Annotated in this window: 16 protein-coding genes; 8 read left to right on the top strand and 8 right to left on the bottom strand. The window is 47.4% G+C overall.

The genetic code is table 11. From position 1 onward, the window contains the following. Nucleotides 1-92: 92 nt before the first annotated feature. The gene (locus tag ACFO3I_RS03190) at nt 93-1910 is read right to left on the bottom strand and encodes an LTA synthase family protein (RefSeq protein ID WP_377331693.1); all 1818 of its coding nucleotides are present in this window, start codon (nt 1908-1910) and stop codon (nt 93-95) included. Between the two features lie 268 nt (nt 1911-2178). Here ACFO3I_RS03190 and ACFO3I_RS03195 point away from each other — a divergent pair, with 268 nt between their 5' ends. The 3 genes from ACFO3I_RS03195 to ACFO3I_RS03205 are packed head-to-tail and all read left to right on the top strand — an operon-like array spanning nt 2179 to nt 4603. Then, nucleotides 2179-2535, top strand: a complete 357-nt coding sequence (locus tag ACFO3I_RS03195; protein WP_377331694.1) for a diacylglycerol kinase — start codon at nt 2179-2181, stop codon at nt 2533-2535. A gap of 15 nt (nt 2536-2550) precedes the next feature. Then, entirely contained in the window at nt 2551-3219 is a 669-nt protein-coding gene (locus tag ACFO3I_RS03200; RefSeq protein ID WP_377331695.1) for a response regulator, read from the top strand. Beyond that, a complete protein-coding gene (locus ACFO3I_RS03205; protein WP_377331696.1) occupies nt 3209-4603 on the top strand; it encodes a histidine kinase dimerization/phospho-acceptor domain-containing protein in 1395 nt (464 codons plus the stop codon). The genes ACFO3I_RS03200 and ACFO3I_RS03205 overlap by 11 nt, the downstream gene beginning before the upstream one ends. 472 nt (nt 4604-5075) lie before the next feature. On the opposite strand, the gene nagB is transcribed toward ACFO3I_RS03205, so the two are convergent. The 5 genes from nagB to ACFO3I_RS03230 all read right to left on the bottom strand — a co-directional run bounded on the left by nagB (nt 5076) and on the right by ACFO3I_RS03230 (nt 10857). After that, nucleotides 5076-5894 carry a glucosamine-6-phosphate deaminase gene (gene nagB / locus ACFO3I_RS03210; protein ID WP_377331698.1) on the bottom strand — a complete coding sequence of 273 codons (819 nt, stop codon included), beginning with the start codon at nt 5892-5894 and terminating at the stop codon, nt 5076-5078. 39 nt (nt 5895-5933) lie between these two features. Further along, nucleotides 5934-6836, bottom strand: coding sequence for an ROK family protein (locus ACFO3I_RS03215; RefSeq protein ID WP_377331700.1), 903 nt, complete (start codon nt 6834-6836; stop codon nt 5934-5936). Beyond that, nucleotides 6833-7531 carry an N-acetylmannosamine-6-phosphate 2-epimerase gene (locus ACFO3I_RS03220; RefSeq protein WP_377331701.1) on the bottom strand — a complete coding sequence of 233 codons (699 nt, stop codon included), beginning with the start codon at nt 7529-7531 and terminating at the stop codon, nt 6833-6835. The genes ACFO3I_RS03215 and ACFO3I_RS03220 overlap by 4 nt, the downstream gene beginning before the upstream one ends. Further along, a complete protein-coding gene (locus ACFO3I_RS03225; RefSeq protein WP_377331702.1) occupies nt 7528-10014 on the bottom strand; it encodes a sodium:solute symporter family protein in 2487 nt (828 codons plus the stop codon). The genes ACFO3I_RS03220 and ACFO3I_RS03225 overlap by 4 nt, the downstream gene beginning before the upstream one ends. A 135-nt stretch (nt 10015-10149) precedes the next feature. Further along, a complete protein-coding gene (locus tag ACFO3I_RS03230) occupies nt 10150-10857 on the bottom strand; it encodes a transcriptional regulator NanR (protein WP_377331703.1) in 708 nt (235 codons plus the stop codon). Nucleotides 10858-11085: 228 nt separating this feature from the next. On the opposite strand from ACFO3I_RS03230, the gene ACFO3I_RS03235 reads away from it, so the two are divergent. Continuing rightward, nucleotides 11086-11934 carry an alpha/beta hydrolase family protein gene (locus ACFO3I_RS03235; RefSeq protein ID WP_377331705.1) on the top strand — a complete coding sequence of 283 codons (849 nt, stop codon included), beginning with the start codon at nt 11086-11088 and terminating at the stop codon, nt 11932-11934. A 123-nt stretch (nt 11935-12057) separates the two neighbouring features. Here ACFO3I_RS03235 and ACFO3I_RS03240 read toward each other — a convergent pair whose 3' ends face one another. Beyond that, on the bottom strand, nt 12058-12663 hold the full coding sequence (locus tag ACFO3I_RS03240; protein WP_377331706.1) for a DUF6988 family protein: 606 nt from the start codon (nt 12661-12663) through the stop codon (nt 12058-12060). Between the two features lie 234 nt (nt 12664-12897). On the opposite strand from ACFO3I_RS03240, the gene ACFO3I_RS03245 reads away from it, so the two are divergent. The 3 genes from ACFO3I_RS03245 to ACFO3I_RS03255 all read left to right on the top strand — a co-directional run bounded on the left by ACFO3I_RS03245 (nt 12898) and on the right by ACFO3I_RS03255 (nt 15578). Continuing rightward, on the top strand, nt 12898-13398 hold the full coding sequence (locus tag ACFO3I_RS03245) for a hypothetical protein (RefSeq protein WP_377331707.1): 501 nt from the start codon (nt 12898-12900) through the stop codon (nt 13396-13398). A gap of 6 nt (nt 13399-13404) precedes the next feature. Further along, on the top strand, nt 13405-14346 hold the full coding sequence (locus tag ACFO3I_RS03250; RefSeq protein WP_377331709.1) for a hypothetical protein: 942 nt from the start codon (nt 13405-13407) through the stop codon (nt 14344-14346). A gap of 109 nt (nt 14347-14455) precedes the next feature. Continuing rightward, nucleotides 14456-15578 (top strand): IS3 family transposase gene (locus tag ACFO3I_RS03255; protein ID WP_377331777.1). Its coding sequence is split into 2 segments (ribosomal slippage): nt 14456-15348 and nt 15347-15578, totalling 1125 coding nucleotides; the frame shifts between segments, so codons are not numbered across the junction. A gap of 32 nt (nt 15579-15610) precedes the next feature. On the opposite strand, the gene ACFO3I_RS03260 is transcribed toward ACFO3I_RS03255, so the two are convergent. Further along, complete coding sequence (locus tag ACFO3I_RS03260) at nt 15611-17548, bottom strand: ATP-dependent helicase (RefSeq protein ID WP_377331710.1); 1938 nt, start codon at nt 17546-17548, stop codon at nt 15611-15613. A 364-nt stretch (nt 17549-17912) separates the two neighbouring features. Between ACFO3I_RS03260 and ACFO3I_RS03265 the strand changes: the two genes are divergently transcribed. After that, the gene (locus ACFO3I_RS03265; protein WP_377331712.1) at nt 17913-18473 is read left to right on the top strand and encodes a hypothetical protein; all 561 of its coding nucleotides are present in this window, start codon (nt 17913-17915) and stop codon (nt 18471-18473) included. Nucleotides 18474-18475: the final 2 nt, after the last annotated feature.

An 18475-nucleotide genomic window follows, 5' to 3' on the forward strand; every position in this document is an offset into this window, starting at 1 on the left:
ACATGCAGCCTAAAGAGTGATACTTAAGATTGACTTAAGTTGAACATTTATTTAGCCGCAGTTTGTCGCAAACAAAATAATCTCCCGGTTTACTACTGAGTAGGCTGACACTCAGCCGCGCTGCTGTATTTACGCTCCCGATACAGGTAAGACGGCAGCTGCACATGGGCTAACGCCTTTTGTTGTTTCGACTCGTCAGCTGCGCCAGATTTGAGGTTTAGCTGACGCGTTATCTTATCGTAATGACCAATCAGCGCCGTGTCATTTGGCCGTAAAATGGTTAAGTCTTCGTCTGTCATCAAGGCGAACAGATTATCGAACTGAATGAGCGCGCGTCCTGGGCTTACTGGATCCGCGACAAAGTCCCTGCCATCCATAGGATGACAAGCGGAAACGCCAGCCAAACTAAGCAAGGTGGGCGCCAAATCGATTTGACTGGCAAGCGGCTCTATCACATTGGGTTTTACCTGGCCACCGAGGATGAGCGCGGGAATATGAAATTTATCAACCGGGATCAAATTACTGCCATACACCCTGTTGTCATGGTCCGCCACGACCAAAAATATCGTGTCCTGCCAATAGGCGCTCGCTTTCGCTTTATCAAAAAATTGTCCCATCGCCCAATCTGCATATTTAACTGCGTTGTTTGCCGTTGCCTTGGGCTCTTCGTGCAATTCAATCCGTGCATCCGGAAACTCAAAGGGTTCATGGTTGGTGGAAGTGAAAATCAGACTGAAAAATGGCTGGCCTTTGGCATGCATCTGCATTAATTGTTGATGTGCAGTATTAAACAAATCCTCATCACTGGCACCCCAACTGCCAACAAATTGCGGAGCTTTAATCCGCCGGAAATCGACGATATCGCTAAAACCATTACCGGTAAAGAAACTGCGCATATTGTCAAAATGGGCTTCCCCGCCATAAACAAACTGCGTCTGATAACCTTGCTGCTGTAATACCGATGCCAGCGTGGTAAAGCCTTGCTGACTATTGGAAAGTTTCACCACACTCTGGGCCGGCGTTGGCATAAAACCCGCGACCACCGCTTCGATGCCTCTGACGGAACGAGTTCCGGTGGCGTATAAATTATTAAACCAAATCCCTTCGGTTTTCAGTTTTTCTAGATGTGGAGTAACTGGTACACCACCGAGCGAGCCAACAAAAGTCGCCCCTAAGCTTTCTTGCAGCACAATAACGACATTCAGTGGCTTTTGCCGGCTCACTTGCGCTTGCTGCCAGTGCAATGTCGGATAATCCGGATTGTTGTACTGGTAGGCTTTCAGCCATGGCCAGTCGCGTGTTTGGGCAATCATCACATCTTCTGGCAATTTACCATAGACTTCAGTGCTTCGGGCTTCATGCTTAAGGCTGTAGATGGCATACAACACTGAATAGCCAGAGTTGATCACCAGTGAATTGACCATGGCATCCCCGGTGATAGCAAACATAGCCGGATTGGCGGGGCGATGCTGGGTGGTCGAACGGATCCCGGCAAAAACGATAAAGACCGCCAAGGGCCAGATTAATGTATGCAGTTTGACCGGCCATAACTGCAGATCCGCATCAGCAACGCGCAATAAACGCCGAAACAGCAGAGCCAGACCTACGGTGAACGCAATCCCAAGGAGTAAGGGTACTCTGAACCCATGCCACAACGTCGAAAACACTTCTTTGGGGTATTTCAGGTATTCAACGTAAAGACGGTTAGGCCTGATGTCGTATTGCAATAAAAATGACGGCGTGGAAAGTTCAAGAAAGACAACGGCAATTAAAGCCACGAGACTCCAGCCATAGGTAAAACGGAACCAACTGCGTTTGAGCGGCGGCCAAGCCAGAAACAGCGACAGTAACACCGGGATAGCAGCCAATAAGCACATCAGAATAAAGTCGGCCCGAATCCCTTGCAGCATGATCATCCCGAATGACTGCGTTGGCTCCACCCGCTCATATTGCCAGAGCACCAAGGCAAAGCGGCTAAGACTTAGCGTGAGTATTCCAATCCAAATCATCCGAACCAGATGAACATAGGGCCCCCAGATGGAAGCGCTCATTAACCTACTAAACACACCTTGCTGCATTCATGTCGTCCTTTTATCACAACTACAGGTAGCGTAAATAGCCAAACTTAAGATTCCCTTAAGGCTGGTGATTTAACATAGAATAAATGGAGGCAGAAATATGAAAAATCATCATCAGGGCTGGCGCAGGCTTATCAGTGCTGCCAATTATTCAAAACAGGGATTTATCAGCAGTTGGCGCTCTGAAGCTGCCATCAGACAAGAGCTGATGGCGCTAGTCGTATTGCTGCCTTTTGCCCTTTGGGTCGACGTCAGCGCAATGGAAAGGGCTTTGCTGGTATTAACCTTGTTTTTAGTGTTGGTTGTGGAGCTTCTGAATACCGGGCTTGAGGCTGTGGTCGACAGGATTGGACCTGACTATCACGAGCTTAGCGGCAAAGCCAAAGATATCGGCTCAGCCGCAGTATTAACCATGCTGGTCGCTGCGGTATCCGTGTGGTTGATTATCCTTTGGTAAAACGGAGCTTGCTCTATGCGTATTCTGTTGGTTGAAGATGATCAATTATTGGCACAGGGGCTTATAGTCGCCCTGGAGCGCTTGCATTATCGCGTGGAGCATTGTCTCTCCGGCAAGCAGGCACTGCAAGCGGCGCAAAGCAGCAGTTTTGATGTGATGATCCTGGACCTTGGTTTACCAGACGGCTTGGCATTACCGGTGATCAGAACACTGAGAGCCAGCCAGCAAGCGCTGCCCATTCTGGTTTTAACCGCCTGGGACCATCTGGAAACTAAAATCGAAGCGCTGGATGCAGGGGCTGATGATTATGTGCTTAAACCCTGTGATGTCAGAGAGATTGAAGCACGTCTGCGGGTGATTCTGAGGCGGCATCAGCAAAGGCATCAGGATATTCTGGTGAGCCATGAGCTACTGTTAGACATCCAGCGACATAGCTGCACCTTTCAAGATAAACCGGTCCACCTGACCAGCCGTGAGTTTTTGCTACTCAAAGAGCTGATGTTGCATCAGGGCAAAATTGTCTCCAAACAGCATTTGGAGGAAATCAACACCGGCTGGAATAGTGACAACGAGGGCAACTCACTGGAAGTTCATATTCACAACATTCGAAAGAAAACAGCCACTTATGTGATTAAAACAATCCGTGGTTTTGGCTACACACTGAAGAATCACGATGAAAATTAAAAGTTTGCGGCGCATGCTGCTTCTGAGCATTAACGGCGTGATTTTGCTGTTGATGATCGTGACCGGCGTGAGTACTTTTTACAGTGCACATCACGAATTAGATGAGTTGTTTGATGCCCAGCTTGCCCAATATGCCCGACTGGTGCGACACCTTTTAGTTGAAAGTTCATCGATAAAACCGGCATTTGACAATGTGATTGAAGTCCCGCGGATCATCGAAGATGGTATAGAACGCACATCCGCGCAGGAGCGTCACCCGGAAGGGCATAAATATGAGAGTAAAATTGCTGTCCAGGTCTGGAGCCAGGACGGCAAATTATTGCTGCGTTCTGCCAATGCCGGTACACATCCACTGCAACCGATGGACGCAGGTTATCATGTGGTGAATTTCGATGGGTATGAGTGGGTTGGCTTTAGTTTATATGCGCAAGATTTAGAGGTCTGGGTTTTCACTGCACAGCGGGAGGATGTCCGGGGTGAACTGAGCTTTCATCTGACCATCGATCAGCTAGTTCCACTCAGCTTCGCTGTGATCCCGATTTTTATATTGGTGTGGCTGACCGTCTATTGGGGCACAAGACCAATCAACGAATTGTCAGCAAAACTTGCTGGCACAGATCCAGCAGATTTAAAACCTTTGCAGATGGAACTTCCCCGGGAATTACATCCTTTTCAGCATGCGGTGAATACCTTGTTGGCGGAGCTCAAATCTTACATCAGCAAAGAAAAACGCTTTATCGCCGATGCCTCGCATGAACTTCGCACGCCGCTAAGCATTCTGCAGCTGCACACGGATAACTTAGCCAAAGCGCAGTCGGCTGATGAGGTCCAACTGGCCAACCAAGCGATTCAAAAAAGCACAAAACGGCTGTCCCATCTGGTGTTTCAATTGATGGAAATGCAGAAACTTGAGCATCTCAGTCATCCGGAGAAAAAACAAATATCCCTGCTCGGGCTGATTTCGGATGCGATGGGGCAGATTGAGAGCAAGCATTTAGACAACGTCAGTTGGGATATCCGGGTGAGTGCTGAGGCGACGATAACTGTAGAACCGGCGTTGTTCCAATGTGTGTTACGCAATTTGCTGGATAATGCCGCAAAATATGCCTGCCCAAATAGCGTGGTGGTGGTGGAGTATTATTCAACACTCACAGACAGCAAACTGACCATCACCAATCAATTGTCTAAAGATTCAATGCCTGAAATTGACCGGTTGGGTGAACGTTTTTTCCGCGCCACAGTGCATCAGGACATCGCCGGCTCGGGTCTTGGCCTGTCTGTTGTTCGCAAAATCATAGAGCTCCATCAGATGAATTTAACATGGCTAATCAATGATCACGGCTGCTTTGTGGTGATGCTGGAGAGTCAAGAAAACACGGAGTAACTGATAAATAGACGACCTGCAATACTTACCAATCAGACTTATAAGGCGTCAATTAACGCTTCATTACTTTTCAGTGGTCCAGTGGTCAACTAATCTTGGCCACTTCGTTCTGACCTGATAACTGGCAATCAGCTGAAACAAAAAATGGATAGTGTACGGTGTATTCACGTTCTGACAATGCGTGAATGTCTTGAAATTTTAGAGAACCGTGGAGCATTCAGTTTTAGCAATGTCCGCTATCAGTAAAAAGTGTTGATTTAATCGAATTTAAGTGAGTTTCTGCTTTTGGCACAAAGCGAAGATTTAAATGATCTATACAAATAGCTGGACGATAGTTTGAGCACAGGAGTAACAGCTGGCGAGCATACACGGTATGTATTCACCAGAGGAGCACTCAGTCAGCTTTTTAAGAACACTGACTAAACTGGTAGGCGCCCCCTTTCACAACGATACTCAGCGCTTCCGGAACTTATCAAACTTCACGATCGGCAATAAACTGTAGGCCATACATTTCAATCATCCGTTGATTTTCCTTCTCTGCGACCCGTAAATATTGCTGCTCAGCGATAAGCGAGGCTGCATCTTTATCTAGCACCACAATGGCGTGTTCATGCATTTGCAGAATTGAGGCAGGACAATAGGCAGATACAGGGCCGCACACCATTTGTCTGACTGCTTCAGCCTTGGCTTTTCCCGTCGCGATTAAAAGGACATAACGAGCATCCATAATGGTTGCAATCCCCATCGTCATCGCCATGGTTGGCTGTATTTCTCCCGGTACAAATAACCGGCTGTTATCACTGAGGGTTTGCGCGGTCAGTGTCTTTAAGCGGGTCCGTGACGCCAGGCTGGACGTTGGTTCGTTAAAACCAATATGACCGTTACTGCCAATGCCGAGGATTTGCAAGTCAATGCCTCCGGCTGCCGCAATTCGTTGTTCATACTCCAGACCAACCCGACGTGGATTCTGCCCGTCAAAACATACCGGCAAATGAGTATTTTGCCGGTCGATATCAACATGGTTAAACAACTGATGTTGCATAAAACTGCGATAACTTTGTGGATGCTCTGGCGCAATATCAAAGTACTCATCCAGATTAAAGGTCGTGCAGCTTGCAAAACTAATCTGCTTTTGCTGATAAAGCCTGATCAGCTGCTGATAAAGGCAAATCGGTGTGGTGCCTGTCGCAAGCCCAAGCACCGGTCGCTTTTTTTGCACCAGTAAGGCCTGCACCCATTTTGCCGCTTCACGCGCCGCGTGGTCAGCATCATCACAAAGTACTATTTGCATTTCTTTCTCTCGGATTACGCTCTCTCAAGCATTGCAGCTTTAATGCTGTAAATCAGCCAGTTCCTGTTCACATTGTGAATACCAATACACACCCCAAGCATCTGCATCACTTCCATCATCTGGCTTTAGTAAAGTAACCTGGTAAATAGGCGGCAGTTTTGACAGCTTTTGTTGCACTAAATGGAATAGCGCAGAGACACCAACACTACCGCCCACCACAACATACTGGCAGCCGGTCCACGCCTTCGCATTGGCAATTAGAGAGGTCAGCGCTGTTGCTGCTTCATCTAAAAGTTTCTCCAGCGCCGGCTCGTGGTCGCGCAAGACAAATACCTCAGCGGTCGAGACAGGACGACCGAGCAACAAGCTCGCCCGCTTTGCTATCGCAGTGCCTGAAGCGAGGGCTTCCACGCAATTATCGCGACCACAATGACAACGAACCGGCTCTCCATCATGTGGCACAGTCACATGGCCAAGATGCGCACAAAATCCGTCATCGCTCTGCACCAGTTGGCCATTTTGCATGATGCCGCCACCAACCCCCGTTGACACCGTGATATAGACTAGGGATTCTGTTTTGTTGGAAAAGAACCCCTTTCTTTTTAGCGTTACAAACTCTGCAAAGGCGGCTGCCGCGGCGTCATTAATGATAGTTAATGGTAACTTAAACAATTGGCGCAGCTGTTGCTGCAGTGGAAGTTGTTGTTTTGCAGACAAAAAACCAACTACTTCCCGTTGAACCTGTCCGGTGCAGGCTATCGCCAGGTGATCTGCCTGTTCCACCCATCCGGAGCAAAGTTGATACAAACACTCCGCCAAGCCATGCAGATTGCTATGGATCACCGAATCAACTTTACGACGCTCAATGACTGCTCCATCTTGAATCAATAGTGCGGAAATCTTGGTGCCACCAACATCGATGGCGATTGTGGTGCTAGTCATCGTGATACGCTTTCCACACTTTGGGCAAACCAGCCGGTGATATGTTCTATGCGGGTCACGGCCGACCCCACAGTCACGGACATCGCCCCCAACTCAATCGCTTGCGCAGCAAGTTGCGGAGAGTTATAGCGGCCTTCGGCAATGACATGTAAGCCCTTAGCTGATAACTCTCGCACCAGCTCAAAATCTGGTTCCGCCGGCGTATGTTCTCCCAGATAACCTGACAATGTCGTGCCGATAAAAGTGCAGCCTTGCGCTGCTAACGCGACGCCTGTGGCAACATCAGCGCAATCAGCCATCGCAATACAACCAAGTTGATGGATAGAGGCTAACAAACGAGGAGCCGCCACAGGCCGTACCCGGTCTGTGCCATCAAAGGCAATAATCACTGCCCCTGCATCTGCCAGCGCCTTCACATCTTCCAGATAAGGGGTGATCCGGACCGGACTCTCTGTCAGGTCGCGCTTAATGATGCCAACAATCGGCACCTGGCAGTGCTGAGCCACCAAACGGACTCGTTTTGCCCCTTCAATTCGCAGACCTTTGGCGCCACCGGCAACAGCGGCCAGCGCCATCGCAAGGACAATATCGTCACGGTCCATCGGGCTATCCGGGACGGGCTGACAGGACACAATCAGACTCTGGTCCAGTGTTGCTAATAATTGTTGTTCCAACTCTGTATTTTTAAATGTCATACCTGCCTCGCCGAAGATTGCTGCTGTGTGTCAGAAACACCTGATAACTCTGATTTTTCTGTTTGCATCGTAAACAGGGTCAAACCAGTTAAATCTTTGTTTGGCCCTTTGAAAACCAGGCTCGATAAGTAGCCAATGACGACGCAGGAAACGATGCCAATAGTGCAGTACAAGTAGCCGTTCGCCAGATTGAACTTCCAGCACAGCACCATAATGGCAACACCGACGGTCAAGCCGACCACTGCGCCACTTGTATTTGCGCGCTGAGTCACAACACCTAATACAAACAACCCGCCCAAAGCCCCCATAAACATGCCAATAATGACAAAGTAGGTATCCATCAAAGAGCGAATTGCCGGGTCAATAAATATCAATCCCACTAAAGTTCCGAGCACACCGATGATAAATGTCAGCCACTGAGCCGTGCGCATGTAACCTTTTTCAGTCTTCACCCAATTAAACGGTCTTACGAAATCTGTCACCAGGGTTGTCGCGATGGAATTGATACTGGTCGAAACCGTCGACTGTGCGGCGGCAAAAATACCCGCGACAATCAACCCGGCAAGGCCTGCAGGTAGTTGAGTTGCGATAAAGGTTGGGAAGATCTGGTCAATTTGTTTGGTCGGATCTAACTGTTCTGGATGTGCCTGATAAAACAAATACAAGCCAGTGCCGATGCAAAAAAACAGGACAGAGGCAGGGGCCGCGATAATCGCATTGGTCCAAATTGATTTTTTTGCGGCGGCAGGATCAGGGGTAACCATGTAGCGCTGCACAATGGCCTGATCTGCTGTATAGCTCGAAAGGTTTTGGCCAATGCCACCGAGGACAATCACCCACAAGGACAGGGTCGTAATACTGTTCGCACTAAAATCTGCATCAAATAACGTAAACTTGTTATCAGAGAACCCTACAGTGACAAATTCCGCTAAGCCTCCGTCAACTCCTGACACCAGCACAACAAAACAAACCACAGCACCCAATAACAAAATCACCGTTTGCAGAGTATCGGTCCAAATCACCGCTTCAATGCCGCCAAGAGTGCAGTACAGCAAGCACAGCACGCCCATCAACAACACACTTTCAGAGGCTGTCAAAGGTGTGACAGCAGCAAGAGCCAGTGCGGTCAGCGCCATCACAACCCCCATCCGGCTCAAATGAAATAGGGTAAAGAGTGCACTGGCGAAGAGTCGGACCACCATGTTAAATCGTTTAGATAAATACTCGTAAGCGCTGGTCGCATCGATTTGACGAAAAAACGGCACTGCAACATACACGGCGATGGGTGCAACCGCGACAATCGTTAAAATCCCGATTAATAAAACCCAATCAGTTTGATAAACAATGGCCGGCAACGCCATATAAGTGAGAGAGCTCAGCATTGTGGCGTAAATAGAGCAAGCCGCCGCCCACCAGGGAATGGATTGTCCCCCACGGAAGAAATCATTGGTGTCATTGTTTTTCTTCATAAAGTAGAGGCCAAGCAAGACAACCCCAACCAAATAAAGCGTGAGCACCAGCATATTTAACCAGCCAAATTCGTGGCCATTTCCTGCGATAACAGCTTTGTTAAGGCGAATATCACCGTCTTCATAGGTCAAATAAGTTAATGTCTGATGAGCCCACAAATCCGCCAGGATTGTGCCTTTTAGTGGCTCAGCCTGTTCATAAGAAGCCCAAGACCGGGTAATGGTGTTGTAGTGAAAAGTTGCGCCTTTCTCAGATACAGCTAGTAAATGTGCTTGGCCTAACGGATATAGACTTTTGATAATGACCTGCGGTTCATTGAGCGTTTTTAGTACTGACCATTCAGCGTTCTGCAGACTCAAATCATAAACCCAAGTAGACGATTGCTGCGCATTCAAATGGGCATAAAGCTTATTGCCACGCCCATCGTGCTGAACTGCAAGAGTAATGTCTTTAGTGTCTTGAATGCTTGGCGCCGCCAGCTCTACCCAGCCGGATTTCTGCTCTTCAGCCAAAACCAGTTTTAAAAAACGCAGTTTGTCAGCCGATTTAAACAGAACATATAAATGGTCTTTGAATACTAATGCTGCGAGCTGAGCCGGAACCTCTGGTAAGTCAGGTAAAGCAGTAGAACTGACGGAAAGAGCATCAGCCAAGACCTGTAGCCGATTCACCATAGATGTATTCACACCATCTATTTTCCCGCCAATCAGAATAATTTGATTCTGATATACCACTGATGCGGCATAAGGTCTGACCGCTTTATTGTCAGGCAATATCACCGGCTGTACTGTTTTACCATCCAGCAGGTATAGCATCTGTTGCGGTTGCGAATGTAGACCCGGCAGCAAAACCATCTGTTCTTGTTGCTGAGCAAGACTGGCGCCAGCTCCGACAAACACATTTTGTAAAGTACTGGCCTGGTCGTTTTTCCATTCTAAAAAATTACTGGCGAGCACTTGGGGAGAGCTGATGAGTAACCACACTCCCACAAGTAGCACTAAGAATTTTCGCATTGCATCCACCAATCAATCATACTGTATACCTGTTATACCACTATGATTGGGTGAATTCTAGTCAGAATGTCGGAACAGAAGAAAAAAACAGAAAAGTAACGCGACCTGGCGATCGCGTCAGAGCAGTTGTGGTGATTAGCTACCGTAAATCTTGTCGAACACGTAATCGACGTGTTGGCTTAATGCTCTATCCGCGCCTTCGACATCACGCTTTTTAATGCACTCGACGATAGCCGCGTGATCTTCAAAGCTACGCATATTCAATTCTTCGGTATTTATCGGATCAGGCCGGGAGACGATGACCCAGTCCACCAGCGCCTGATGTATTGCCAAAAACAATGGATTACCTGGGATAGAGGCAATTACGCGATGAAAATAGATATCCGTCTTTTTGAAGACAGGGTTATTGCTGATAGCGTTTTGATTGAGTTTTAACGCCTTTTCCAACTCCGCAATTTGCTCGTCAGTCGCATACTCAGCGGCGTATCGCACCAAACTTGATTCAAAGAATTTACGAAGTTGGTCAAAGTACTGCAGACCATTGGGTTGCGCCAGGAAGTCTTTTGACATGCCAGACAGTTCAGAAATGATGGTGTCAGCCGAAGGACGGGTTACCCGGGTCCGCTCACCGCTGGCAATGCGGACTAGGCCTTTGCGGGCCAGCGCAGATAATGCATCACGAATTGAAGGACGCCCTACCCCGAATGCTTCCATCAGATCCCGTTCGGACGGCAGTGCTTCACCTTCAGCCAGCTCGCCACGCCGGATCATCTGCTCTAATTCTTCTTCGACTTTTTCAGACAATTTTTTCTTTGTCACAATCTGTTTAATGCTCAGAGGCATGGTGCTTCCTTCTATCGCTAAACGTTCACCTATTGCGCTATTATACCATTATATCGGATATTCTGATTAGCATTGTACCGAATAAGAAAAATTTCACATTTGGACAGCAATTAATCAGCTTCAGACGACTTTATATCCTCTTCACCCAATGGGGATAGTTTTTTTAACCAGAGTTTCATGCTATATGCCACTGGCTATACAGCTGTCATACCATTAGGAGTTTAGACTGTGTCTGTAGTTCACTTGGATGAGAAATTAACGTCAATCAGGATCCATTATGGTATCGGATCGGAACATTTTGTTGATCTCTATTTACCCAAGCAACAAAGACAACTGAATGGCTTGTCCCCAGTTATCATCCTCATTCATGGCGGCTATTGGAAAGACAACCATGACTTAAACAGCTACGCCACCTCCATGCTGATACCAGAGCTTGTTGCTGCTGGTTGGTCGGTTTGGAATATAGAATATCGACGCATGGATAGTGTCGGAGCCAATATCAAAGCCCCATGGCCGAGTGTGTTTGCTGATGTCGCATCAGCCGTCGATTCGCTGCGGCTATTTGCCGAAGCATATGCATTAGACATGCATAATATATCCGTGATCGGCCACTCAGCTGGTGGCTGTCTTGCCATGTGGGCGGCGAGCAGACGGCAAATACCTGTCACCAGCCCGTTGTTCGCATCAAACCCACTGCTGATCCATAACGCGATATCTGTTGGTGGTGTTCTCAGCCTGACACACCCGGAAGACCTGTCTCAGCCAGAACAAATTTTACGATTAATGGGAGGTTCTGCCTCAGATTGGCCAGAGCGATATCACTCCTGTGATCCAGCTCAGCTTTGTGACCCATCAGTTCGCACCCTGATCATCCATGGTGAAAAAGACGAAACAGTCCACGTGAACCAAGCCAGACGCTACTTTGAGAATGCGCCGAAAAATTATGAGCTAGAGCTCTGGCCCGATGCTGATCACTTTTCGATCTTGCCTCACGAAGGGAAATGGAATCATCATCATTGGATGTTTTTGAAACAGAAAATCAATACTTTCCTAAACCACAAGTCAGACGTCAATTAGACGTCATTGACGCAGTAATACGAATAAGAAATTCGGTATGTATCAATCAAACCGCGAGAGCAAGCTGCAGAAAATATTCAACGGATTAGCCGTCGTGTTTTTAGATTCCTCAAGCGAAATCACCTAATTATGGATAATAGGTAGGCAATCGGTAAAACGCCAATGCATCTCTCGAACTGGTGACATTGCTTCTTCGATGCCGATTAAAATCGATAGCATTTGTAAATTGATAGCCGCGACTGCATTACTGTTGCGAAGAGAATCATATATCGACTTGGGTTTATAACCGGCCCCGTTACCAACTAAAGCCATTAGCCCGCCATGAGTGAAGCTATTCAACGCGATGTTATTGATCTCTCTGTAAGATTTGAGTTGTGACAGAATTTGTGCGGGTGCTTCTGAACGTTCAAGCGCTTTAAACATATCGGCTAACATGGGCGGCTCAAATTTCTTTAGCTCGTCTACTCCAACGTTGCCCAAAGATCCGACCTTGCTTAACCAGACATCCGTATCGGTATACATCAGCCAAAAACCACGAATCAAACACTCGAACTGAGGCCTCATCAGAGCAAATCCGGAAGACACTAGCCCCAAATCCACCAATTTAAGTAACGAATAACCATGCTCAAATGACAACACACCAGACTGAAAGGCAGCATTGTACTTGGGACCCGGTATCGACCCTATTTGATGCAATTGATCGATATGCGATGCCATAAATTCATACATTTCGGAACTGCGTGACAAAAGCAGTCTTAGTTCAGATTCATACATAAACGCTGGCACTGTAAACTTTAAAAACTCAATATGCCTGAAATTTGAGGAAAATTGTTTAACTCAAGACTGTCTAAAGAATTAGTCAGGATTCATTCGAGCCGCAATTCTATTCCCCAAACACTGGTTCTCCCCCGTCCGCTTTGCTAAATTCGATACACAAACAGACTTTTATCCACGACAGGGCTTATGCAGTTAACCACCGTGCCATTTGAGATGTTGGCAGGGCTTCACCCTAAACTCAGCGAACAAACCAAAAAGACCAGTCAGTTAATGTATTCGGCAACTATCGCTGACTTTTCAGTCGATAGTCTCGAGACCCTTCTCGGGCTTTACCCAATCCATGTGGTTCAACAAAAAGACGAAGCGAACTATTGGGTTATCGCTGGTCTGCGGCAATTCGAGTTGCTGTCTGTGTTTCATGCGAAAAATGCCGCATCCGAAACTGTGGCAAAAGCCGACCAGCTAGCCAGTATTCCAGTGGTCGTGCACGATAAAAGCACAACTAAACACATCCAACAGCTTGCTGCAATTGATGTTGCCGGCAGTGCGATTCTGTTTTCATTGGGCACCAAAGTAGCCGCTCAACTGGACTTAATCAGAGAAAACTTACCGGAGGAGATTGTGCATCAGTTTCCCAAGTTCAGCTCTGCCCGACGTTTGTCAGACCGCAAGAGCCGCAAGGATTAAACGCCGTTGTACCTTACCGAGTTTGATGAAGTTTTTGCATTAATGGACATCTCGGATAGTGAGCGGATCCAATACGCCGAATTTTTGCGGCACCTGAATACTCCACCTGACATGAGAAGATTGGCTGGCGTACTGAAAAACTTTATTGCCACCTATAGCGATGCCTGGCTGGAAGACATTAGCCTCAATGCAAATGTTGTAGAGCATACCCATCAATGGCTGGAATTGGCCGAAACTCTGGAAGAAAAATTACCGTCAGCTCGCAAGTATCGGCGTCATCCCGGTAAAAGAGGTTTGCAGACTTTATTCCGCGGCAGCTTTACACACTATCCGTTTTATTCAATCCATTACATTTTAAGTATTGATAATGCAGATTTTTTTAAATGGCTGCGGCAAGTCTTGTTTGTGCTGCCGTTTCTTATGCAGGGTCGCATCCGGGATACCCAGCGATTTATGGCCTACGAATATAAATTTGTGGGCCTTTTTTTTCGGGAAATGACGATTAATGAACAGGCTTTGCAGTGGTTAAGACAAAAAGACTGCTCAGCATGTAAGAACATTCGTTGTTTTATTGGCTGGCTCTACGAGTATCGCGCATATTTTCGTAAGAACCACACACTTACCTACGCCGAACTTCAGAGAGCAGGAGAAAAATCCAGCACAGACCCAAGGGAAAGAGTGATTGCGCTCTACCATGAAATAACTCGCGTCATTAAAACTCTCGAAATCCTTATCGGATATCAGAAAAAGCGCCGTGGTAGCGGTATCCGGGATAGGCGTCCGTCCGGGCATTCACGAGTTGATGGAGACATTCCAAGATACGGTGTCACAGCGCTTGAAAGTGACCTTCTCATCCAAATTGAAACGTTGCCCGATGAAGCAGAGCAATTGCTTTATTCGGTACTACAGCCGGAACTTGATGATGAACTGGTTGATGCCGGTGTGTAGTGGCACACTGAATTTGGCCACCTGATTAGAGGTGTTATGCTGCACCTCGTAAGCAATTAGGTGACATGATGAACAAAAGACAAGACCTACTTTTAGCCCTGAATTTCGTCTGGAATGTGCCCAACTGGTGCTGGACCAAGGTTACTCGGTGGCTAAAGCTGCGGCAGCGATGAATGTGGGCAAATCCACCATGGATAAATGGGTTCGGCAATTGCGTGAAGAGCGCTCAGGCATCACGCCCAAAGCCACACCGATGACGCCAGACCAGCTTAAAATCCGCGAATTAGAGAAGCGGATCAAGCAGATAGAGCTGGAAAAAGAAATCCTAAAAAAGGCTACTGTACTTCGCAAAGCTGTCCGACTAAGATACGCCTTCATTAAAGAACACTGCGACAGCTGGCCGGTGCGCTGGCTTTGCAACATGCTGGATGTGCACCCCAGTGGGTACTATGCATGGAGTAAGGCATCACTTTCGAAACGCGATAAGGCAAATCGACGGCTGAGCGGGTTAATTAAGCAGTTCTGGCTGGAATCGGGTTGTGTGTATGGATACCGTAAAATTCATTCCGACTTGCGAGATTTCGGCGAGTCTTGTGGTATTAACCGGGTTTACCGACTGATGCAGTCTGAAGCGCTTAAAGCACAGGTTGGATATCGCAAACCCAGATCACGTAAAGGTGACAGCCATATTATTACGCCGAACCGCTTGCAGCGACAGTTTAATCCGTTACTGCCTGACGAGGTATGGGTTACTGATATCACGTACATTAGGACACATGAGGGCTGGCTGTATTTGGCTGTGGTTGTGGATTTGTTCTCGCGCAAGGTCGTTGGCTGGTCGATGCATTCTCAAATCAGCAAAGATATTGTGCTGAACGCATTGCTGATGGCCGTGTGGCGACGTCAGCCTAAGAAACAGGTGATGGTTCACTCCGACCAAGGGAGCCAATACACCAGCCATGACTGGCAGGCCTTCTTGAAAAATCATGGCCTACAAGGCAATGAGCAGGCGCGGAAACTGTCATGACAATGCTGTAGCAGAAAGTTTCTTCCAGCTATTGAAACGTGAGCGGCTCAAACGGAAAGTCTACTCGACAAGAGATGAAGCACGAAGTGATGTGTTTGATTACATTGAAATGTTTTACAACAGTAAACGGAAACATGGTTCCAATAATCTGCTGTCACCGGTAGAGTATGAAAACCGATACCAAGAACGGCTGGAAAGTGTCTAGTTTATTGGTGGCGATTCATAAATAGCAATGGACTACAGCTTAACCAAGCAGGAAGGCAGTGTTTTTAAAAAATAGGAGTCATGAAGTTGAGTGGCGATGTCCAGTCCACTCTGTTCCCCATTTTCTACTTTAGTCTTTGTCGGCCAACGGCCCTTTTGGAGCTCCCAGTCCGACGGTAAATGCCTCGTCAAAATAAGTTCTTTTTTCGCTCTGGTCACTGCGACATATAGTACACGTCGTTCTTCTTCAACTGAGTCAGCATCACCGATTGCGGACTTGGATGGATACCTTCCTACGGAAAGTTGCGGCACGTAACAAACGTTTCGCTCGGAACCCTTTGCAGAGTGAATGGTCGTCAGACAGACCGCATCTCGGAGTTTACTTTTCTTATCCACAGCAGCACGATACTGCTCCAGTACATAGTCTTCCAGAAACGCCAAAATGGATACATAAGATTCCGCAGTCATTTGGACAGTATTAAAATCATGTTGGCGTACATGCCAATCATCCTTGTATTTCTCTTTGAGGATTTCAGTCATCAGAGTCGATGCAGTTTTAATCATTGCTGACACCTGCTTCGGTAACGCCAAAATGGCTTGCAGCACCTCAATAAGGGCTTTGGGTATTTTTTTCTCGCTGCTCAGGAGCTCGAGACACGCACCGATGTTCGATTGCTCTATCATCTGGTTACTGACTTTAGTTGCGGTCACTTCGCCAACGCCAGCCCACAGTGTCAGATAGCGCATCCAACCAAGTTCATCCCGGTGGTTTGCCACCACTCGAAGTGCTGAAAGTACGTCCTTGATATGCCCAGTTTCAAAAAGCGGTGTACTACTCAAATAAACAAACGGGACCTTATACTCGGCAAAGGCTTCTTTAATAATTTCTGCATCTAATCTCGTGCGGACGAGCACCATATGACTCTGCCAAGGAACACCTGATTTATGCCGACGAACCAAATCCTTGGCAATCCAAAAGGCTTCCTCCTGTGCGTCATTAAACGTATGTAACTCCGGCACGTGCCCAGAACCGCAAACCGCCCGCAAGTTTTTCCCGTAGTGAATAGGACTGACCGACATTAACCAGTTCGACAAGTCTAGAATTTCCTGTGTCGACCGATAATTCTGCTGCAATCTGAGTATCGCGGAATCAGGCAATCGCTTTTGAAAGCAGTGAACATTTTGAAAATCAGCGCCCCGAAAACCGTAAATAGACTGAGCGTCGTCGCCAACACAAAACAATGTCGCCCACTCAGTCAATGGTTGGAGTAATGCCCACTGTAACGGATTTGTATCCTGCATCTCATCAACCAAAATATAGTCATACTGCAGCCCAAGCCAAGCGCGATGCTCTGGGGACTTTTCAATTTTACGCATGACTTTAAACAGCAAATCGTCAAAATCTACATAGTTGCACTGGCGTTTTCTCTCTTCATAATCCTGGATGACAGCAACAATATCATCACGCTGGCCGACGAACCTAGGCAATCTACGAGCCAGTACCTGGTCAAATTTTTTCAGAGTATTTCTGACTTCGGAATACAGGTCGCAAATGGAGGCCGGGCATGGCAGGCCACCTTTGGGAGCTTGCCGAGCTAAAGACATTTTAAACAGTTGCAATTGGTCGTCCCGTTGCATAACGGTGAAGTCCATTGGGCCAAACAGGCCTTGTGAATTTCTGAGAATGGTGCTGCACCAAGTATGAAATGTCGCCCCTCGCAGCCCAATGTGACTGTCACGCATCGCAAGCTCGACCCGCTCAATAATCTCCGACGCAGCTAAGCGGGTAAACGTCAGGATTAAGATCCGCTCGGGTGGAACACCGGTTGAAATGAGATGAGCAGCCCGTGCAACAATCACCTTAGTTTTGCCACAACCAGGGCCAGCGAGAACTAACGCATGCTTTTTCTCAAAGGTAACGGCTTCCAGCTGACCGGGGTTCAATGGACCACAATATGCTTCACTGGCCATACAAAAGACTCCTTGGCATAGCACCTACTGCGCTGAGAACCTTTCTTATTATTTTATTGCCCGGCGTCACGGATGAAACAGAGATGATCCGGATAGTCAGTTCACCTCACTGTGCATGTATTTTACTGGCCGATCTGTAAACGGCCAAACCTAAGTGCTATAAAACGGCTAAGCCTTATTTCTAAGCGCTGTTCCGCTTAAGCTTCCAACTTACAAAGTGACTTTCTGGCTTGCCACGCTGAGGTTGATCATCGACAAAGCCTTGCCAGCACACTTCTCTGTTGCTTTTTCTGATAACTTAGTAAATTCTCAGACTTAAAAGGATCAGGTACACAGGCTGTCACAGCCCTAAGTAGTTTTATCAGTGCGGTTAATTACCATTTTTACTCATCAATTATCTGGCATACATCCGAAGCTAAGCAGTAAAAGCAAACAGATCAGTAGTTTGATGTATACAGCACAAGTCAGAGATTTTACGGCGGAAGGCTTAGCTTCATTATTGAAGCTATACCCAATACATGTCATGCGGCGACAAGATGTCGATTATCCTCCGGGCGTCCCCCCATCAGAAGACAAACAACTCTACTATGTTGTCGCTGGTTTACGTCAATTCGAACTGCTGTCTGTTTTTCTCGCCCTGCAGGCGACTTCAACTTCGCAGTCTGCGGAATCATCCGTTCAAAATACTGTGAATCAGGTCTTCGAACAAATTCAGGTTATTGAACAGACCGACCTTCGGCCCAAACAAATTTTAGAACTCGCTGGCGACGATATTGCTGGCAGTGCGGTTTTGTTTTCGTTAGGAACCAAAGTTGCTGCCCAACTCGACATTATCCGCCAACACACGGGATCAGCAGTATTAGACAAATACCCCAAGTACAGCTCTGAACGGCGCCTGGCCGACCGAGCAAAAGTATCGGATTAAGT

This window comes from Rheinheimera marina, from assembly GCF_042654345.1.
GTDB lineage: Bacteria > Pseudomonadota > Gammaproteobacteria > Enterobacterales > Alteromonadaceae > Pararheinheimera > Pararheinheimera marina.